This is a genomic window from Paenibacillus sp. VMFN-D1, assembly GCF_003386155.1.
Lineage (GTDB): Bacteria > Bacillota > Bacilli > Paenibacillales > Paenibacillaceae > Paenibacillus_AQ > Paenibacillus_AQ favisporus.
In genome coordinates this window covers 2,029,390-2,047,041 of sequence record NZ_QRDU01000001.1, presented here as the reverse complement: position 1 = coordinate 2,047,041, position 17,652 = coordinate 2,029,390, and the positions used below count along the sequence as shown (strand labels likewise).

The 17,652-nt window shown below is 54.6% G+C and carries 16 protein-coding genes; 14 read left to right on the top strand and 2 right to left on the bottom strand.

The annotated features are described in order from the left end of the window. Positions 1–3 precede the first annotated feature (3 nt). From C7820_RS09450 to C7820_RS09435, 4 genes are all read left to right on the top strand, one after another. Positions 4–1,047: a discoidin domain-containing protein gene (locus C7820_RS09450; protein ID WP_116230737.1), complete on the top strand. Its 1,044-nt coding sequence runs from the start codon at positions 4–6 to the stop codon at positions 1,045–1,047. Continuing rightward, entirely contained in the window at positions 1,040–1,480 is a 441-nt protein-coding gene (locus C7820_RS09445; RefSeq protein WP_116230736.1) for a hypothetical protein, read from the top strand. Before C7820_RS09450 ends, C7820_RS09445 begins: the two co-directional genes overlap by 8 nt. Beyond that, positions 1,470–1,703 carry a hypothetical protein gene (locus tag C7820_RS09440; protein ID WP_076166411.1) on the top strand — a complete coding sequence of 78 codons (234 nt, stop codon included), beginning with the start codon at positions 1,470–1,472 and terminating at the stop codon, positions 1,701–1,703. The genes C7820_RS09445 and C7820_RS09440 overlap by 11 nt, the downstream gene beginning before the upstream one ends. A 161-nt stretch (positions 1,704–1,864) precedes the next feature. Beyond that, positions 1,865–2,689 carry an isocitrate lyase/PEP mutase family protein gene (locus C7820_RS09435; protein WP_116230735.1) on the top strand — a complete coding sequence of 275 codons (825 nt, stop codon included), beginning with the start codon at positions 1,865–1,867 and terminating at the stop codon, positions 2,687–2,689. Here the strand turns inward: C7820_RS09435 and pdxR are convergent. Beyond that, positions 2,686–4,101 carry a MocR-like pyridoxine biosynthesis transcription factor PdxR gene (pdxR, locus tag C7820_RS09430; RefSeq protein WP_116230734.1) on the bottom strand — a complete coding sequence of 472 codons (1,416 nt, stop codon included), beginning with the start codon at positions 4,099–4,101 and terminating at the stop codon, positions 2,686–2,688. The two genes, C7820_RS09435 and pdxR, sit on opposite strands and share 4 nt — an antisense overlap. 123 nt (positions 4,102–4,224) lie before the next feature. Between pdxR and C7820_RS09425 the strand changes: the two genes are divergently transcribed. Further along, positions 4,225–5,190: a DMT family transporter gene (locus C7820_RS09425; RefSeq protein WP_116230733.1), complete on the top strand. Its 966-nt coding sequence runs from the start codon at positions 4,225–4,227 to the stop codon at positions 5,188–5,190. Here the strand turns inward: C7820_RS09425 and C7820_RS33415 are convergent. After that, positions 5,171–5,314, bottom strand: coding sequence for a hypothetical protein (locus C7820_RS33415; RefSeq protein WP_163873822.1), 144 nt, complete (start codon positions 5,312–5,314; stop codon positions 5,171–5,173). The two genes, C7820_RS09425 and C7820_RS33415, sit on opposite strands and share 20 nt — an antisense overlap. 273 nt (positions 5,315–5,587) lie before the next feature. Between C7820_RS33415 and C7820_RS09420 the strand changes: the two genes are divergently transcribed. From C7820_RS09420 to C7820_RS09380, 9 genes are all read left to right on the top strand, one after another. Beyond that, complete coding sequence (locus tag C7820_RS09420) at positions 5,588–7,195, top strand: gamma-glutamyltransferase family protein (protein ID WP_116230732.1); 1,608 nt, start codon at positions 5,588–5,590, stop codon at positions 7,193–7,195. A 209-nt stretch (positions 7,196–7,404) separates the two neighbouring features. Then, positions 7,405–8,265 (top strand): AraC family ligand binding domain-containing protein, encoded by an 861-nt coding sequence (locus tag C7820_RS09415; protein WP_116230731.1) that lies wholly within the window; start codon positions 7,405–7,407, stop codon positions 8,263–8,265. After that, positions 8,262–9,185: a DMT family transporter gene (locus tag C7820_RS09410; RefSeq protein WP_116230730.1), complete on the top strand. Its 924-nt coding sequence runs from the start codon at positions 8,262–8,264 to the stop codon at positions 9,183–9,185. The genes C7820_RS09415 and C7820_RS09410 overlap by 4 nt, the downstream gene beginning before the upstream one ends. Positions 9,186–9,286: 101 nt before the next feature. Next, positions 9,287–10,324: an iron-hydroxamate ABC transporter substrate-binding protein gene (locus C7820_RS09405; protein WP_258875178.1), complete on the top strand. Its 1,038-nt coding sequence runs from the start codon at positions 9,287–9,289 to the stop codon at positions 10,322–10,324. A gap of 177 nt (positions 10,325–10,501) precedes the next feature. Beyond that, entirely contained in the window at positions 10,502–12,790 is a 2,289-nt protein-coding gene (gene metE, locus C7820_RS09400; protein WP_116230729.1) for a 5-methyltetrahydropteroyltriglutamate--homocysteine S-methyltransferase, read from the top strand. Between the two features lie 162 nt (positions 12,791–12,952). Further along, on the top strand, positions 12,953–13,237 hold the full coding sequence (locus C7820_RS09395) for a DUF4183 domain-containing protein (RefSeq protein ID WP_116230728.1): 285 nt from the start codon (positions 12,953–12,955) through the stop codon (positions 13,235–13,237). Between the two features lie 127 nt (positions 13,238–13,364). Then, positions 13,365–13,922, top strand: coding sequence for a GNAT family N-acetyltransferase (locus C7820_RS09390; RefSeq protein WP_116230727.1), 558 nt, complete (start codon positions 13,365–13,367; stop codon positions 13,920–13,922). Between the two features lie 262 nt (positions 13,923–14,184). After that, the gene (locus tag C7820_RS09385) at positions 14,185–16,137 is read left to right on the top strand and encodes an elongation factor G (protein ID WP_116230726.1); all 1,953 of its coding nucleotides are present in this window, start codon (positions 14,185–14,187) and stop codon (positions 16,135–16,137) included. 177 nt (positions 16,138–16,314) lie between these two features. Further along, positions 16,315–17,619 (top strand): discoidin domain-containing protein, encoded by a 1,305-nt coding sequence (locus C7820_RS09380; RefSeq protein WP_258875177.1) that lies wholly within the window; start codon positions 16,315–16,317, stop codon positions 17,617–17,619. The last annotated feature ends 33 nt before the right edge of the window (positions 17,620–17,652 follow it).

Sequence of the window (17,652 nt, the reverse complement as noted above, 5' to 3'; positions counted from 1 at the left end):
GACATGGCAAAACTGCCAAGCGGACTGCAGACGTTCGAGCCTTCGGATACGGTCAGGAGGATCGCACAAAATGAAAATATAGAAGCGACCGATGCGCTGTTTCACGGAACAGGCGGGCACCGGCATACGGGAAAAGCGGGGGATGCGCCGCTCATCGGCAGCGAAGGCATCGCCGGCGGTGCAGTTACAGGTGATAAGATCGCATCCACAGCTGTCACTGGAGACAAAGTGGCACGATACACATTGTGCCGCAGGCATCTGAAATCCGGCCGGATCAGCGGGAATGCCGCCAAATACAAGCCGGTTACGGTGACGGCAGGACAGCTCAGCGGGCTGCCGACGGTGCCGTATTTCCAATCCGGCGAACATTTTTGGGCTTTGTACTCAGCCTATAACAAGTTTCCTCAATCCATGACGGTCAATCTGGGCGACGAATATTCGGATATCGAAGGCGTTTCTTTTGAAAAGGGTTGGAACGCGGATCCCGTCAGCTTCTATATCGAAACCAGCAGCGACAACACCAACTGGAGAAAGGTTTACACCTATTCGCGCAGCGTAACGGATGAATTCCCGAGGTATCATCCCTTTGATCAAGCGGCAGCCGGTTCTTACGTCCGGTTAACGGTGACCGCTCCAGACAGCTCGGGCAATACGATCATCGCCGGTTTCGGTGTTCTCAGCAGGGCTTGTCCGGAGAGCAGTCCCGATTTTAAGGTCGAAAACGGTATATTGAAATTTCATGACGGATCGGGGTGGAAGGGCGTGGGAATTAAAAGCGTACAGCGCGGAACGACGAATATTTCTTTTTTCTATCCGAATGGAAACGGCTCATTGGTTAAAGAAGTGACCATTACGGCAGTTAATCCGCAAAAAAGCTTTGTTAATATCACCACAACCGGCTTGTCGCATTGGTCTCAAACCTCGCCGATGATGGACGGCTCGGTATGTGCAACCCTTGTGGGAAACAACAAGGTCAAATTTAATTTCATGGACGGATTTTACGAGGCGTATGCGGAAATTTCCTGGGAGGTGATCGAATTTGCCTAATTATTACGCGGAATTGGATGAGGAAGGCAAGGTGTTTGCTGTCAGCGAACTGGGCGGCGTTGTGGATTCTCCGCTTATGATCCCGATTACTTTCGAGCAATATCAAGATCGGCGGCTCCTGTTTACCCGCTTCGTCGAAGGCAAGTTCCAAGGAGCCTTTGCGCGGATCGAAGCGGATAAATCCTCCATTGCGGCAACAGGTGAAGATACCCTGTCTGCCCAGATCATCATAACCGATTGGGAGGGGAACGTGCAGGACGAATACAATGAAGTGATCCAGGTGGAGCTGAACGGGGTGCTGCAGTCCGTGAAAACAGAAAAAGGCGTGGCTCATATCACGGTTACCAGTGATGAGCCCGGCGCGTTCGTTTTAAAGACACACGGATTGGACCGAAATGCGGAGCTGAAGGTGGTGGTTGCCGATGCCGGCTAAGAAGGCAGTGTCTTCAAAAACCCATTTTCACATTCCGAAGGACCCGCTTCGGGTCAAGTCGGAAGAGATACAAGCCCGCCATGAAGGGAGAAGCCAGCGCAGTCTGAAGAAAGTGGAAGTCACCAACGACATGCTATACGAATTGTTAACGGATATTTTGGAGAAACAGTCCATACTGGAACAACGGTTGGAGCAGTATATGAGGGGAAAGCCGTTGAACTGATTCTGACCTCTATCTCTCCGCACAGAGCGGCGGATAGAGGTCTTTGTTATGTAGTGAAGGCCTTCCGGTGAATGCAATCCATATTTCGATGATGACCGAAGGGTTTCCGGTTTATCATGGAGTCAGGTTGATCAAAAAGTGAAAGAAGAAAGGATGGGTGAATGGTGGATATTGAGCAGCACATCCGCAAAGCACTGGATTTCAGACAGTTTCATAAGCAGACCTTCCTTTTGCCCAACGCTTGGGATGCGGCAAGCGCCAAGGTCTTCGAGCAGTGCGGATTCAAGGCCGTAGGTACGACCAGCGCAGGCATTGCCGCCGCCCATGGTTACACGGACCGGAGCATGCCGTTTGACACGATGTTGGCCGCGGTCCGGGAGATCGTTCAGGCCGTGAGCATCCCGGTTTCCATAGATATGGAAGACGGGTATGGATCGACGCCGGAAGAAGTCGCGAATTCGGTTAGACAAGTGATCGAATCAGGCGCAGTAGGGATCAACCTGGAAGACAGCAAGATGAATCCCCGAGACGGGCTGTATGATATCTCCGAGCAACGGCAGAAAATAGCCGCCACCCGGCAGTCCATAAACCGGTTGGGCATCCCGGTGTTTATTAATGCCCGGACGGATCCTTATTGGATTCGAAAGGGAACGCCGGAGGACATGCTGGAGGACACGCTTAAACGAACTAAGGCTTACAGAGAAGCAGGGGCCGACGGCGTCTTTGTGCCCGGCGTTACAGATATTGCTGCGATCCGCATCCTCCGGAAAGAAATCGGTGGTCCGGTCAACCTGCTGGCTGGCGCCGGCATGCCGTCCCTTCAAGAGCTGCAGTCGCTGGGGATTGAACGGATCAGCACCGGCTCCGGCCCTTTCCGTGCCGTGATATCGATGCTCCACCGGATCGGCGGCGACATGCTGGAGCACGGCTCGTTTGAGCGAATGACATCGGATGTCCTCACGTATGATGATTTATTGCAGCTCTAACGATGACGGACATGTTCCTTAAAATACTCGGCTGCAAACTGCTGAAGATATTGCACGCTGTAGCGGATTTCACCGGGTTCCAGATGACCGTAGCCAAGCAGCAGCTTGTCGGTGTGCCTTCCTTTCCGTATGCAGTGATGCTCCACGGGGACCGTGCGTATCCCGCTCCGGCGTGCATGATCCCGAAACGAATCATCGAAGGCCATGCCGGCAAACTCAACGGCCAAATGCAGCCCTGCCGCATCGCCCCAAGGACGCCATTGCTCCCCAAAACAGTCCGCCAGCGCATCGAGGAGAACCTGGCGCCGTTCTCTGTACAGCTTCTTCATCCTTGCGATATGCCGGTCGAATTTGCGGGTACGCAAAAACTCGGCCAGCGCCGCCTGTTCAAATGGCGGATTTTGCACGTCCGTATAGGTGCGCAGCCTTCTCCAGCGGCTTTGCAGCTCGCGGGGAACTAGAACATACCCGATCCGGAGCGCAGGAAACAGAACTTTACTGAACGTGCCGATATAAATGACCCGGTCCGGGGCCATCGCATACAGTGGTGCTGCCGGTTCCCCGTAATATCTGTATTCGCTGTCATAGTCGTCCTCAATGACATAGCTGCCGCAGCGGCGCGCAAAGCGGATCAGCTCGGCTCGCCTGGCTGCAGGCAAAATACCCCCAAGAGGAAATTGATGGGACGGTGTAACGTATATCGGCCCGCGGTGATCCAGGGATAAGGCATTGGTCTGAATCCCATGGGCATCGACGGGAACCGGCGTCACCTTGTAACCTTTTTGAATAAAAGTCTGGATCATCTCAATATTACAGGGATCCTCGGCCAATATTTCCGGATGGTCCGTATGGAGCAGGTCGGCAACCAAGTGAAGCGCCTGCGTGGCACCTGCGGTAATATAAATATCACCGGCGTCAACGGTCATTCCTTTGCTGCGCAAAAGCCAGGCGGCAATCTCTTCGCGCAGCTGTACCAGGCCTTGAGGGCCGCCATATCCCAGAAGCTCCACCGGCATTTCGCCCAACGCCTTCTGGAATACCCGCTGCCAAGCGTAACGCGGAAACTGGCGCAGGTCCGGCTGGCCTGTTTTGAAGTCCGCCCGAATGGAAGGAACAGGGATCGCTTCTTGATGCTGCTGGACTGCGCTCTGCTTCGCTTGATCCAGAATTAACCCTCCAACAACCCGGGTAGGCGCCCCCTGTCGGCTTTCCGCGTACCCTTCGGCGATCAGCATGTCATATGCTTCATTCACGGTATTCCGTGATACGGCCAGCGACTGGGCCAATTCACGGGTCGAAGGGAGGGGCGAGCCCTCCTTCAGAATCCCGTTTATCATTTGATCCCTCAGCCTCTGATAAATCTGACGTTTCAATGAAATGTCCGAGCTCCGGTCCAACTCGATTCCCCACATGGCATCCTCCAACTGGTTGGTATCATTTCGGGATGAACTGGTCCTTTTCCGTACCAGTTTGGTCCACTATGATTGTAACAGCCTTTTGGAAACGAAACTACTGAACCGGGGATGATGCTGAAAATGGAACGAATCAAAGGATATGTGTATCTGCTGTGCGCATTTGGGCTTGCCGGCACCTCTGTCGTGGCGGCTTCGTTTGTAAACGGTAAGCTTGGAACGTTTACGATTACTTCCATGGGCCTTTTGTTCTCGCTGGTTTGCCTGCTGCCGTTCTGTATGGGGCAGCTGCTGAGAACGATCCGGGCCCTGTCTGCCAGGCAGTGGCTGCTGCTGTTCTGCCAGGCGATGTTCGGCGTCCTGCTGTTCCGCATGTTTTTGCTTTACGGTCTCACCCGTACAAGCTCGGTGGAGGCCGGTATATTAACCGGCGCGACCCCCGCGATGACAGTATTGTTGGCCGTGCTGTTCCTGCGCGAAAAGATGAGAGCCGCCCATTTACTAGGCGTCGCCGGCACGGTCTGCGGCATATTGCTGATCCAGGGCGTGTTTATGCCGGAAAGCCGTTTCAGTAATGAACATATGGTTGGAAACATTCTGGTCCTGGGTGCCGCCGGCTGCGAGTCGCTGTTCAACGTTCTGTCCCGCGCAGCGGCAGTTCAAAGCAGCGGGAAACACGAGGCTATACATCCTGTCGTGCAGACGACGCTCGTCTCCGCGATGGCATGGCTGATCAGCCTGGTCCCCTGTTTGGCGGAGCAGCCTTTAGCGGCTCTCTCCGGAATGGGATGGCAAGGGTGGCTGGCTCTTGTCTGGTATGGTCCTGTGGTGACCGCTCTGGCGTTTATTTGCTGGTATGCCGGCATCCGGCGCTGCAGGGCTTCGACCGCGGCCGCCTTTTCGGGCATGATGCCGTTCACTTCCCTGACACTATCTGTGTGGCTGCTGCACGAACAGGCCGGATGGCCGCAGTGGGCAGGGGGCTTGCTTGTCATTGCCGGCATGGTTCTGATTGGCATGGATTGGGAATCCAAGCTTGTAAGGCAGACTCAGATGCCTGCAGGTTTACCTAAAAAAAGCGGGACATAAATTCATCAATCGCCGTCGTGTCTTCATAACTGCCGATAATGACGAACAGCAGGAATGGAACGGCGATGACCGCGATCAGCAGGCCTTTGCCGAAATAGAGGAGAAATCTGGTCAGCATATTCATTTTCGATCACTCCTTCGAATTTTTGAATGCGCAGGGATGAAAAAAGACCCTGATCAGAATCGCTTCTGATAAGAGTCGGAGCCGCTGCGGCCCGTAGATCCGCAAGGTTCTGGTTCATTCTTCTGGTTCAGTATATGACTGAAAATAGGGAGTAAGAACAGCAGTCCCGCCGCCAGAATCCTGCACGTGGCATATGAAAAGATGATTGACAGTTTAAAACCCGGATGATATGTTTACCGGCAAAACCGAAGAAATCAGGAGGCTGAAGCATTCATGTCCTTTGATCCTCTATATCATCCGTATCCTTCTTACCGGCTGCCGGTTTACGCGAATAAAGGCATGGTGGCCACTTCGCAGGCGCTCGCCTCAGCGGCAGGCTTGGACATTCTGAAGCGCGGGGGCAACGCCGTCGATGCGGCGATCGCTACGGCTGCGGCGTTGACGGTAGTGGAGCCGTGCTCGAATGGAATCGGCGGTGACGCCTTTGCCCTCGTTTGGATGAAAGGCCAGCTGCATGGGCTGAACAGCAGCGGTCCGGCGCCGGCCTCGATCTCGATCGAGGCGGTGAAAGCGCTGGGGCATCACGAGATGCCCCGCTACGGCGCGATTCCGGTGACCGTGCCGGGCACGCCGGCCGCCTGGGCGGAGCTATCGCGCAAGTTCGGCCGGCTGCCGCTGGCCGAGTCGCTGGAGCCGGCCATCCGCTACGCGGAGGATGGCTACCCGGTATCGCCAACGGCCGCAGCCAACTGGCACGCCGCTTTCCAGCGCTACAGCACGCTCGAAGGCGAGGAATTTGCGCCATGGCTGAGCGTGTTTGCGCCGGGGGGCAGGCCGCCGGCGGCCGGCGAGATGTGGCGCTCGCCCGACCATGCGCGGACGCTCCGCCTGATCGGCTCGACGGAAGCGGAAGCGTTCTACCGCGGGGAGCTGGCCGAGCGGATTGCCGGATTTATTTCCCAATCCGGCGGCTTTTTGAGCGAAGAAGATCTGGCTGCCTTCAAACCGGAGTGGGTGAAGCCGATGTCGGTACCGTACCGCGGCTACGACATTTGGGAGATTCCTCCGAACGGGCAAGGCTTGATCGCCTTGATTGCGCTCAATATTTTAAAGGGATTTCCGGCAGCATCCCAGGAATCGGCCGAATCATATCACCGTCAGATCGAGGCGATGAAGCTGGCGTTTGCAGACGGTGCTCGTTACATAACGGATGCTGCGCATATGTCCGTCGATCCGCATGTATTATTGACGGAAGAGTACGGGGAGCTGCGAAGAGGGCTGATCGGCGGCGAAGCGATGGTTCCGGCGGCAGGCGAGCCGCGCGCAAGCGGAACGGTGTACTTGGCGGCCGCAGATGGAGAAGGCAACATGGTTTCTTTTATTCAGAGCAACTATACCGGCTTCGGATCAGGGATCGTCGTTCCCGGTACGGGGATCGCCCTGCAAAACCGCGGGCTGGAATTTTCGCTGGAGGAGGATCATGCCAACCGCCTGGTGCCGGGAAAACGGACGTACCACACGATCATCCCGGGTTTTATCACCAAAGGAGAACAGCCGGTGGGGCCTTTTGGCGTGATGGGCGGGTATATGCAGCCGCAGGGACATGTTCAGGTGGCGATGAACCTGATTGATTACGGCCTTCACCCGCAGGCAGCGCTCGATGCTCCTAGATGGCAGTGGGTAAAGGGCAAGACCGTTACGGTCGAGCCTCACTTTCCGATGCATTTGGTCAGACGTCTCCAGCGTATGGGTCATGACGTTCAGGTTGCACACGACTTCGGCTCGTTTGGGCGGGGGCAGGTCATCTGGAGAGATCCGGATACCGGGGTGCTGTGCGGAGGAACCGACCCCCGGACCGACGGGGGCGTTGCCGTCTGGTAAAAGCATTTCAGCATTTAGTTCGGCCGATCTCGGACCATATAGAAAGGGATACTAAGCTCGCCAATCTGGATGTTGGCGGGCTTGTTCCTTTTGATCGTACTGCTTCGCCATGGCGATCATGCTTGGCTCGTACCTAGAGCAATATTATGCAATCCTTGTGGGTGAACATTCGGTTACCTTTATAGAGAAACCAAGAAGGAGGTGACGGCATGCCGGACGAAATTCGAACCGTTTATTATGACGCTGGCCTGCAGGTCGAGGCCTACCGATTTGTGGGTGTCAAACAGAAATTCCCCCCTCATTTTCACGACTATTACGTGATCGGATTTATAGAAGGCGGGCAGCGCTATTTGGAATGCCGGCAGCGGGAATACATCATCAATCCTGGAGATATCATCATTTTCAATCCGCGTGATGTTCATGCCTGCGAGCAAGTGGACGGCCGTGCCTTGGATTACCGCTGCATAAATATCCAGTCTCAGCGGATGATGGAAATCGCGCAGGAAATTACGGGCCGAAGCTATTTGCCGGCGTTTGCGCAAACCGTTCTGTACCAGAGCGAGCTTGCCCCTTCACTGAGGGAAATTCATGCCATGATCTGTGAGGGAGAGTCTGATTTTATCAAGGAAGAACAGTTCTTTTTGCTGATGGGACAGCTGATTCATGAATATACGGATGTCTCGGCCTGCGGGGCTTATGAGGGGGGAGCGGGCTTTCAGGACGTGTGTGATTACATGGAGACGAACTTCGCAGGGGCCATTTCACTGGATGACTTAAGCGCTTTGGCAGGGCTCAGCAAGTACCACTTTTTACGCTCGTTTACCCGGGAACGGGGCATATCGCCATACAGCTACCTGGAGACGGTGCGGATCGGACACGCCAAGAAACTGCTGGAACAGGGAACGCCTCCGGCAGATACGGCACTGCTGACCGGGTTCAGCGATCAAAGCCATTTTAGCAACTTTTTCAAGCGATTTATCGGGCTAACGCCGCGCCAGTATATGCGAATTTTCGGGAATGAACGGCAGATGGAGCCTGTCCTGCCAACTAAGGGGGCCAAAGGCGTATGAAGCTGTCCGAAAGCCGGAACGCTGGCCATATGACCGCCTTGTTGACGATTCTGATTTGGGGGACGACGTTCATATCGACCAAAGTGCTTCTGGACGATTTTGAACCCTTCGACATTTTGCTGCTGCGTTTCGCAATCGGATATGTTGCACTGCTTGCCGTTCATCCCCGAATGATTCCATTCCGGCGGATCCGGGAAGAGCTGCTGTTTGCGGGGGCGGGCCTTTGCGGGGTAACCTTGTATTTTTTACTGGAAAATGTGGCGTTAACCTATACGCTTGCTTCCAACGTTGGCATCATCGTTTCGGTCGCCCCTTTTGTCACCGCTGTAACGTCCAGGCTTATCTTAAAAGAAGGGAGGCTGGATGGGCTGTTTTTCGTGGGCTTCGCGGTGGCCATGAGTGGAGTGGTCCTGCTCACGCTGCAAGGAAGCGCTGTGCTGAAGCTGAATCCGATCGGGGATTCCCTGGCAGCACTGGCATGCGTGTTTTGGGGAATCTATTCGATCCTTACGCGCAAAATAAGCCGGCTGGGGTATCATACCATTGCTTGCACGCGGCGGATTTTTTTCTATGGGCTTTTGTTTATGCTTCCGGTCTTGCTTACTGAGGGGCTGCCCGGTAACCTCGAGCGTTTATCCGATGGGGCCAATATAGCCAATCTGCTGTTTCTTGGGCTGGGCGCATCCGCGGTATGCTTTGTCACCTGGAACTGGAGCGTTGGTGTACTTGGGCCCGTGCAGACCAGCGTATATATTTATCTCGTGCCGGTCATCACCGTGGCAGCCGCGGCCTTGATCCTCCATGAGGAGATCACAGCAGCTGCGGTCTGGGGAGCGCTGTTAACCGTCGCCGGACTGGTTCTGTCCGAACGAAGGGGGATACAAACGAAAGGCAGATTGGACAAAGAAGCATCGAACTAGCCACTGTAAAACAGATTACTTAAAAAATGAATTGCCACCTCTGAAGTGTCATGTTATATTGATAATGATTCTCAATATCAAATACATAGGGGTGGATTCAGTTGTTTAAATTTATAAGACCATACACGCTGATGGTCTGTGTGTTAGGAATAGCCCTGATGCTGGCGGCCTGCGGCGGGAACGCATCCAATGCAGGGTCGGGGACGTCGGGAAGCGGAGGAGAGGCCGCTGGAACTGCTTCAGCAGGATCATCGTCCGACACGCCTCCATCCCAAGCCGGGGGGAATGAGTCTTCCGGAACGGGTAAAACGGTGACGTTCCAAGCGGGCAACGGCGATGTTCAGGTACCCGAGCATCCGCAGCGGATCGTCGATTTGACGAATTTCTATACAGGGTACTTCCTGGCGCTAGGCGTCAAGCCGGTCGGCGTGTTGGAAGGCGCCATGGAGAATCCGTATTTCGAGGGCATGCTGGACGGCGTCGAAAGCGTCGGCAGCGAGCCATCGCCCGAGAAAATTCTGTCGCTGAAACCGGATCTGATCATCACGTATACCGGGACGGACGGAATCGATCAGCTGGAGCAGATTGCCCCGGTTGTCGCCATTGAATACGGTAAAAAGAATTACAAGGATCAGATGATCGACTTCGGAAAACTGACCGGTAAAGAAGCAGAAGCGAAGGCTTGGGTCGAGCAGTGGGAAAACAAGATCAATGAACTGAAGCCCAAGATTCAGGAAGCGGTAGGCAGCAAAACGGTGTCCATCCTGAACCCTTATGCCAAAGGGCTGTACGTGTTTGGACATAACTTCGGCCGCGGCGGAGAAATCATATATGACGAATTCGGCTTGAAGGCGCCGCCGGAAGCACAGAAGGAAGCGATTGACAGCGGGACCGGCTGGGCCACAATCTCTATGGAGAAGCTCCCGGAATTTGCCGGAGATATCATTTTCACTTGTCCGTGGTCAGGAGACACAAGCGACCCGAACATCGTCTATGACAACCCGGTATGGAAAAGCTTGCCCGCGGTTAAAGCAGGTCATGTATTTCAGCTGAATCCGAAGGCGGACACGTACAACGACCCGGTATCATTGGAAGCTCAGCTAAAGTTCATATCGAACAGTCTGCTGTCCGTTAAATAAAGTATGGATAAAGCTCTGCAGCTGCGGGTAAACAAGCCGCCTGTGGAGCTTATTTTGGTTAGAACAAGAGCGGTCGTTATAGCTTGCGGCTATAACTAGATATAGTTATTTCCAGTTTTACGGCAGCAGACGTCACGTGTTATCTTTTTGGTAACAATTTGCAAAGGGGTAACGAAGATGGCATACAGCAGCAGTTTGGGATATCCGCGCATCGGCGCAAACCGGGAATGGAAGAAGGCGCTGGAGGCGTTTTGGTCCGGAAAAATCGAAGAATCGGAGCTGCACGCGCAGCTGCAGGACATTCGTTTGAATCATCTGAGCAAACAGCGGGACAAAGGAATCGATCTGATCCCGGTCAACGATTTCAGCTATTATGATCATGTGTTGGACACAGCAGCCATGTTCGGGATGATTCCGGATCGTTTTGAATACAACGGCGGGCCCGTTCCCGTATCCGTCTACTTTGCGATGGCGAGAGGAAACAAAGACGCCACTGCCTGCGAAATGACCAAATGGTTCAATACGAACTACCATTACATCGTGCCGGAACTGGGCGGCATCACGCCGGTCCTAACCGAGAACAAACCGCTTGAGGCTTACCGTGAAGCCAAGGACAAGCTTGGCATCGAAGGAAAACCGGTCATCGTCGGACCGCTCACTTTCCTGAAGCTGTCCAAAGGGTATGCCGCATCGGAAACGGACGCCTGGCTTGATCGGCTGCTGCCGCTGTACGCGCAGGTTCTGAAGGAGCTGGAACAGGAAGGCGTCAACTGGGTGCAGGTGGATGAGCCGATTCTCGTAACGAAGCTAAGCGATACAGACGTCAGCCGGCTGCAGAAGATTTACCAAACGCTCAAAGCTGCGGCGCCAGGCGTCAAAATCATGCTGCAGACCTATTTTGAAGCAGTCGAACGTTATCAAGAGGTTACACAGCTGCCGGTCGACGGAATCGGGCTGGATTTGGTGCACGGAGGAGAAGGGAACCGGCAATCCATCCGTGACTTCGGGTTTCCGCAGGATAAAGTGCTTGGAGCGGGTGTCATCGATGGACGCGGCATTTGGAAAGCATCCCTGCGCGAAAAGCTCGATCTGCTGAACGAGATCGCGGCGACCGTGCCGTCTGAACGGCTGGTGATTCAGTCCTCCTGCAGCCTGCTGCACGTACCCGTCACGGTTCAGGCAGAAACGAAGCTTCAGCCCGAACTTCTGGGTGCGCTGGCTTTTGCCGATGAGAAGCTGGAAGAAATCGTGCTGCTGAGCAAGGCCGTTCAATCCGGAGCATCGGTGATTTTTGCTGAGCTGGAAAAGAGTGAAGCGGCGGTAACCGCGCTCAAGCGTTCCGGCGAACGCAACCGCACCGATATCCAGCAGGCGGTGGCCGCTGTCAGCGCGGGGCCTGCGCAGCGTGAGGCTGCTTTTGCGAAGCGCCTCGACGTGCAGCAGGAACGGTGGCAGCTGCCTATTCTGCCAACGACGACTATCGGCAGCTTCCCGCAGTCAGCGGAGGTGCGCAAGGCACGCCAGCTGTGGCGCAAAGGCGAATGGAACGCCGAGCAGTACACGAATTTTATCCGGGAACAAATCGACCTCTGGATTCAGCTGCAGGAGGAAATCGGACTTGATGTGCTCGTTCACGGCGAATTTGAACGGACGGACATGGTCGAATTTTTCGGGGAAAAGCTGGCGGGATTTGCCTTTACGCAGAACGGCTGGGTTCAATCCTACGGTTCCCGCTGCGTCAAACCGCCGATTATTTTCGGCGACGTCGCTTGGGAGAACCCGATGACGGTCAAGGAGACCGCGTATGCCCAATCCAAGACGAAGCTGCCGGTCAAGGGCATGCTCACCGGGCCGATCACCATAATGAACTGGTCATTCGTTCGCGATGACATCAGCCGCGAGCAAATCGCCTACCAATTGGCTTATGCATTGCGGCAAGAGGTTGAGGCGTTGGAGAGCGCGGGGATTGGCATGATCCAGGTGGATGAGCCGGCCGTTCGTGAAGGGCTCCCTCTGAAGGAACAGGACCAGAAAGGCTATCTCGAATGGGCGGTGAAGGCGTTCCGGCTGACCACGTGCACGGTGCAGAATTCGACGCAAATCCATACCCACATGTGCTATTGCGAATTCCATGACATGATCGATTCGATCATTGCCATGGACGCGGACGTCATCTCCATTGAAACCTCGCGGAGCCACGGGGAGCTTATTCAAAGCTTCGAAGAGAATACCTACCCGCTGGGTATCGGCCTCGGCGTATATGATATTCACAGTCCCCGCGTTCCGGACGTAGAGGAGATGACCCGGATGATCGACCGGGCTTTGCGGGTGCTGGATCCGAAGCTCTTCTGGATCAACCCAGACTGCGGACTCAAAACCCGGGGAATCGGAGAGACCGTAGCCTCGCTCCGGAACATGGTTGAAGCTACGCGCCTTGCCCGTGAAAAATACGCTTTGCAGGTGTAAATTGATATAACCAAAATGCGTTAATCGCCTTTGTTGCTGCGAAGCCAATAGGCGCGGTAAAGCCGGCTATGAATCTACCGCTGTTTTCATCCATTTTTATAGATTTGCCCTCACTTCTCTGATCCTATCGCTTCTATTGATAGAGAAGGGAGGTGAGCAAGGATGCCTATTGTAACACCATACCAGAACAGCCTGCGGTATACGTCCACGATCGGTTCGGGGACTGGAACAGGGGCTGCGTTCACCGTGGCCGCTACGGCATTTACGAATGATGCAGGCACGGCGGCCACGGCTTTTCCTGGAGCGTATAAATATTACAATCTTTTTATCAACGGAATGCTCCAGACGGCGGACACGTCCTCGGTCACGACGACCGCCATCACCATTCCAGGAGGTGATGCACTGGACGGAGGAACTCCTCTCGTCGTTCAGTTCATCGTCTCCTAACGGTTATCGCGGTACAAGCGCAGTGCAATGAATCGTCCGGATCCTTCCGGGCGGTTTTTTGCATCCATCCGTTATCCCCTTTCATGATATATTAATAGAATACTGAAGCCGGTTTGGGGGTTGGCATATGGGGAAATTGGAGATCAGAAGACCAAAGGCAGCGGATGTCGAGGCGATACATACGTTTTTTAGGCTGGTTATCACGGATACGTTTGAGAAGGAAGGCATAGCCGACCTGCACGATGATATCGAGCATGAAATCGCCTCTAAGCATGATTACCTCAGTCAGGATTTGGAATCGCAAGGCCGCCAGCGTTATTTTCTCATCGCATGGATGGAAGGCAAGATCGCCGGAACGATCGAGTATGGACCTTCCAGCTCCCTGATCGATGAATCCACCGGCCATGCGTTAAGGGATGTGATCGAAGTCGGGACCGTCCTGGTTCGCCCCGAGCTCCATGGCCAGGGTATCGGCAGCACGCTCTGGAGCACTATGCTGCTCACGCTGCAGGCAAAAGGCATCTCGCAATTCTGCCTGGACAGCGGGTATCGGAACGCCCAGCGGATCTGGACCCGGAAATTTGGCGAGGCGGACTATGTGCTGGACAACCATTGGGGAGAGGGGCAGCATCATATGATCTGGTCCCGAAAAGTCGAGGATATATCCATCTCGTTCAAAATATAATATCACTGAATTGCTGCAATTTTGTTGGGATCGCCCCATCAAGCCGGTTACCGGCCTGATGGGAGCGGTCTTTTTTTGGCGCTATTTAAAATGCGTGGCCGGATATTTTTTAGCTATAAGCATTTTATACCCGTTCCGGATGTCCGGAAGAGGGATACAATAAGTTTACAAATGATACAGGAGGCGGTACGCATGCGGCAACGCTATATCGACACGAAACCGAAAGGATCCAATCTAATGAAACCTGTGAGGTTAGAGCGATATGAACGATACGATAAATATTGGAGTTTTGGCCCATGTTGACGCCGGCAAAACGACTTTGACGGAGCAAATTCTGTATCAGGCAGGGGTAATCGAGGAAGCGGGATCGGTCGACCAAGGCAGTACGATCACCGACTCTTTGGACATGGAACGGAGAAGGGGGATCACCATCAAAGCGGCAGCCGTGTCGTTTATGCTGGGCGATCTGAAGGTGAATGTTATCGATACGCCGGGGCATGCGGACTTCATCTCCGAAGTCGAACATTCCCTTGGCGTTCTGGACGGCGTGATTCTGGTCGTATCCGCGGTTGAGGGAGTGCAGGCACAGACGCGGGTGCTGATGCAGACACTCAAGGAGCACGGAATCCCGGTCATTTTTTTTATCAATAAAATGGATCGGCTGGGTGCGGATTTCATTCGGGTACGGGACTTAATCCGCAAGCTGCTGGATGAACGCATATGTGAGGTGTCAGTTGCCCTGCAAGAGGGAACAGAGTCTGTTCAAGTGGTTCCGGCGGATCCCGGAGGTTCCGGCTGGATCGAAGTGCTGGCTTTGGGCAGCGAAGCACTGATGGAGGATTTCGCAAATAATGAGGTTATAACCGAAGACCGGCTAAGGCAGGAGCTGGGCAGACAATGCCGGCAGGGACTTGCGTTTCCACTGTTTGCGGGATCTGCGGTGAGAGGCTTGGGGGTTCGGGAGCTGCTCTCCGGGCTGGCCCGTTATTTACCTGTTCAAGCATCGCAGGCGCTGTCCGCTCTGCCGCTGTCAGGATTAGTCTTCAAAGTGGTTGTCCAGGCGGGCGGGGAACGGCTCGTTTTTGTCCGATTGTTTGCCGGACAGCTGCAGACCCGGGCTGATGTGACGGTCATCGCGCAGGATGGCCTGTCGGAACGGATTAAAATCAAGCAGCTGTACGGGCTGAAGGATGGCGGAAGGAAACCGGTTCAGCACGTCGATGCCGGGGATATCGCGATTTTTGGCAGCGAGCAGGTGAAGGTAGGGGATGTGATCGGCTGCGTATCGGAGAGCATGAAGGTATTCCGTTTTCAGAAGCCTCCGATTCAAGTGAAGGTATCTGCGGTCCGGCCGGAAGACGGTCACCCGCTTCATCAGGCGCTGAGCGAACTGACCGTGGAAGACCCGTTTCTGCAGTATGTATACGACTCTCATACCCACGAAAATATCATCCATGTCTTCGGTAAGGTGCAGCAGGAAGTGCTGCTCGAAACGCTGAGGGAGAGGTATGCGATTGAGGCTGCTTTCTCGGCACCGCAAGTGATCTGCATCGAAAAGCCGGTATCTTCCGGGGAGGCGGCGGAAAGCATGGGCGAGCCGGACAACCCGTTCTGGGCGACGGTCGGCATCCGCGTCGAGCCGGGTCCTGTAGATTCCGGTCTGGTATACCGCCTGGAGGTTGAACTGGGATCGCTTCCGCTGTCGTTTCAAAAGGCGATCCGGGAAACCGTAACGGAGGTCCTCCAGGAAGGGCTGTACGGGTGGGGCGTTACTGATATCACGGTTACCCTGACACACAGCGGTTACAGCAGTCCCGTATCCACGGCAAAGGATTTCCGGCTGCTGACACCGCTTGTTCTGATGAAAGCGCTGGAAAGAGCGGGGACCCAGGTGTACGAACCGGTCAGCGAACTGCAGATCAGCCTTCCCGAATCGAGCATCAGCAAAGTGCTGTTTCGGATCACGGCGCTGGACGGGACGTTTGAAGAACCGAAGTTCGATCACGGCAGCGTTTATGTCACGGGAACGATTCCGGTGCGAAATGCCGACATCTTAAAAACCGAGCTGCACGGGCTCACTGGGGGAGAAGGCGTGATGTCAGTAAAGCCGGGCGGATACATCGCCGCTGCATCACCGATCCCCGTCAATCAACGGAGGCAGCTGAATCCGCTCCAGCGCGGTGAATACATGCTGCATATCAACAAAATAAAATAAACGGTACATCCACAATCCGAGGTTCCGGGCGAACGTCGGATTGTTGGCATGACCGCAAGCCGTCATGCAAGATCTGATTCTGAACGCCGAATATGACACATATCGTTAGATGGCACCACGTTACATCTGCTGTATATTAGCCGAAACCATCCATTTTGTGTAGAGAGGTGAACTGGTTTGAAAGGAAAAGCATTCAAAACGCTCATGAGCTGCCTTCTGCTCCTTGGACTGCTGCCCTGGAGCGCATCGGCAGAGACGGTACCCGAATCCGTGATTTACGGCGGTGGTCCGTTCTATGCAGGGGGAACCGACACGATGAACACGCTGAAAGCTTCCGGTTTCACGACGGTCATGCTGTGGACTATCCATGTCAACAGCAACGGGGATCTGGTGTATAACGATCAGCCGGTGGTTTCTAACGGCACCTATATCGGCAAAGCGTCATGGCCTGCCGAGCTGGCTTCGCTCAAGCAGGCGCCCACCTCGGTGAAGCGCCTTGAGATCAGCGTTGGTTCATGGGGCGTGAGCGATTTCCAGAACATCAAAAATCTCGTCGCCTCTCAAGGGACGGGAACCGGAAGCATTTTGTACAAAAACTTTGCTGCGCTCAAGTCGGCGCTTGGGGTCGATGCGGTGAGCTTTGACAACGAGGACTTATACGACGTTAATTCGGCGGTCGCCTTTGGCAAGATGCTGTCCGGGATGGGCTTGAAGATCACGCTGTGTCCTTATACCAACGTCAGCTATTGGCAGAGCGTCAAATCCCAACTGGGATCCAGCGTGGATCGTGTGTATTTGCAGGTATACGACGGAGGAGCGGGGAATGATCCGGCAGCCTGGAGCAGCCAACTCGGGATGACGGTGATGCCGGGATTGGACAGCAAAACGTCCAGCGGCGGCAACACCCCGGCTCAAGTCAACAGCCGGATGAGCGCGTGGAAGTCGTCGGCGGGCATCCAGGGAGGTTTTATCTGGTATTATGACGCCATTTTGAACAATCCGGGCGGAGGGTCGGCGGCGGACTACGCGGCGGCAATCAACAGTGCGCTGGGCACGCCCGCTAACGGGTCGTTGACGACGGGCGGCACGGTATCCGCCAGCGCAATGGGAAGCCCATCCGGCGAAGAGAAGGAGAAGGCGTTTGACGGGAGCAGCTCAACGAAATGGCTTATTTTCACGAATGCGGGCTGGATCCAGTATCAATTCGGTGGCGGAGCATCCCATATCGCCACTTCCTACTCGGTAACGTCAGCTAATGATTTTCCAGCCAGAGATCCGAAGAATTGGTCGCTTCAGGGATCGAATAACGGCACGAGCTGGACGACGCTGGATACCCGTACAGGCCAAACTTTTGCAAGCCGTTTTCTGACGAAAACGTATACCTTTAGCAACACGACCGCTTATTCGTATTACCGTCTCAACGTGACGGCGAACAATGGAGGTGCAGAGCTTCAAATCGCCGAGATTGGCCTGTATCCATAAACCGCTAACTTCGAATGAGCCGTTCAACACCGT

Bases quoted from the DNA above. Each gene is read 5' to 3' on its own strand.
- pdxR (WP_116230734.1), bottom strand. From the start codon at position 4,101: ATGTGGGGAATCGAGTTGGACCGGAGCTCGGACATTTCATTGAAACGT.
- C7820_RS09390 (WP_116230727.1), top strand. From the start codon at position 13,365: ATGGGGAAATTGGAGATCAGAAGACCAAAGGCAGCGGATGTCGAGGCG.
- C7820_RS09450 (WP_116230737.1), top strand. From the start codon at position 4: ATGGCAAAACTGCCAAGCGGACTGCAGACGTTCGAGCCTTCGGATACG.
- C7820_RS09420 (WP_116230732.1), top strand. From the start codon at position 5,588: ATGTCCTTTGATCCTCTATATCATCCGTATCCTTCTTACCGGCTGCCG.
- C7820_RS09385 (WP_116230726.1), top strand. From the start codon at position 14,185: ATGAACGATACGATAAATATTGGAGTTTTGGCCCATGTTGACGCCGGC.
- C7820_RS09415 (WP_116230731.1), top strand. From the start codon at position 7,405: ATGCCGGACGAAATTCGAACCGTTTATTATGACGCTGGCCTGCAGGTC.
- C7820_RS09435 (WP_116230735.1), top strand. From the start codon at position 1,865: ATGGTGGATATTGAGCAGCACATCCGCAAAGCACTGGATTTCAGACAG.
- metE (WP_116230729.1), top strand. From the start codon at position 10,502: ATGGCATACAGCAGCAGTTTGGGATATCCGCGCATCGGCGCAAACCGG.
- C7820_RS09410 (WP_116230730.1), top strand. From the start codon at position 8,262: ATGAAGCTGTCCGAAAGCCGGAACGCTGGCCATATGACCGCCTTGTTG.
- C7820_RS09425 (WP_116230733.1), top strand. From the start codon at position 4,225: ATGGAACGAATCAAAGGATATGTGTATCTGCTGTGCGCATTTGGGCTT.
- C7820_RS33415 (WP_163873822.1), bottom strand. From the start codon at position 5,314: ATGAATATGCTGACCAGATTTCTCCTCTATTTCGGCAAAGGCCTGCTG.
- C7820_RS09440 (WP_076166411.1), top strand. From the start codon at position 1,470: ATGCCGGCTAAGAAGGCAGTGTCTTCAAAAACCCATTTTCACATTCCG.
- C7820_RS09395 (WP_116230728.1), top strand. From the start codon at position 12,953: ATGCCTATTGTAACACCATACCAGAACAGCCTGCGGTATACGTCCACG.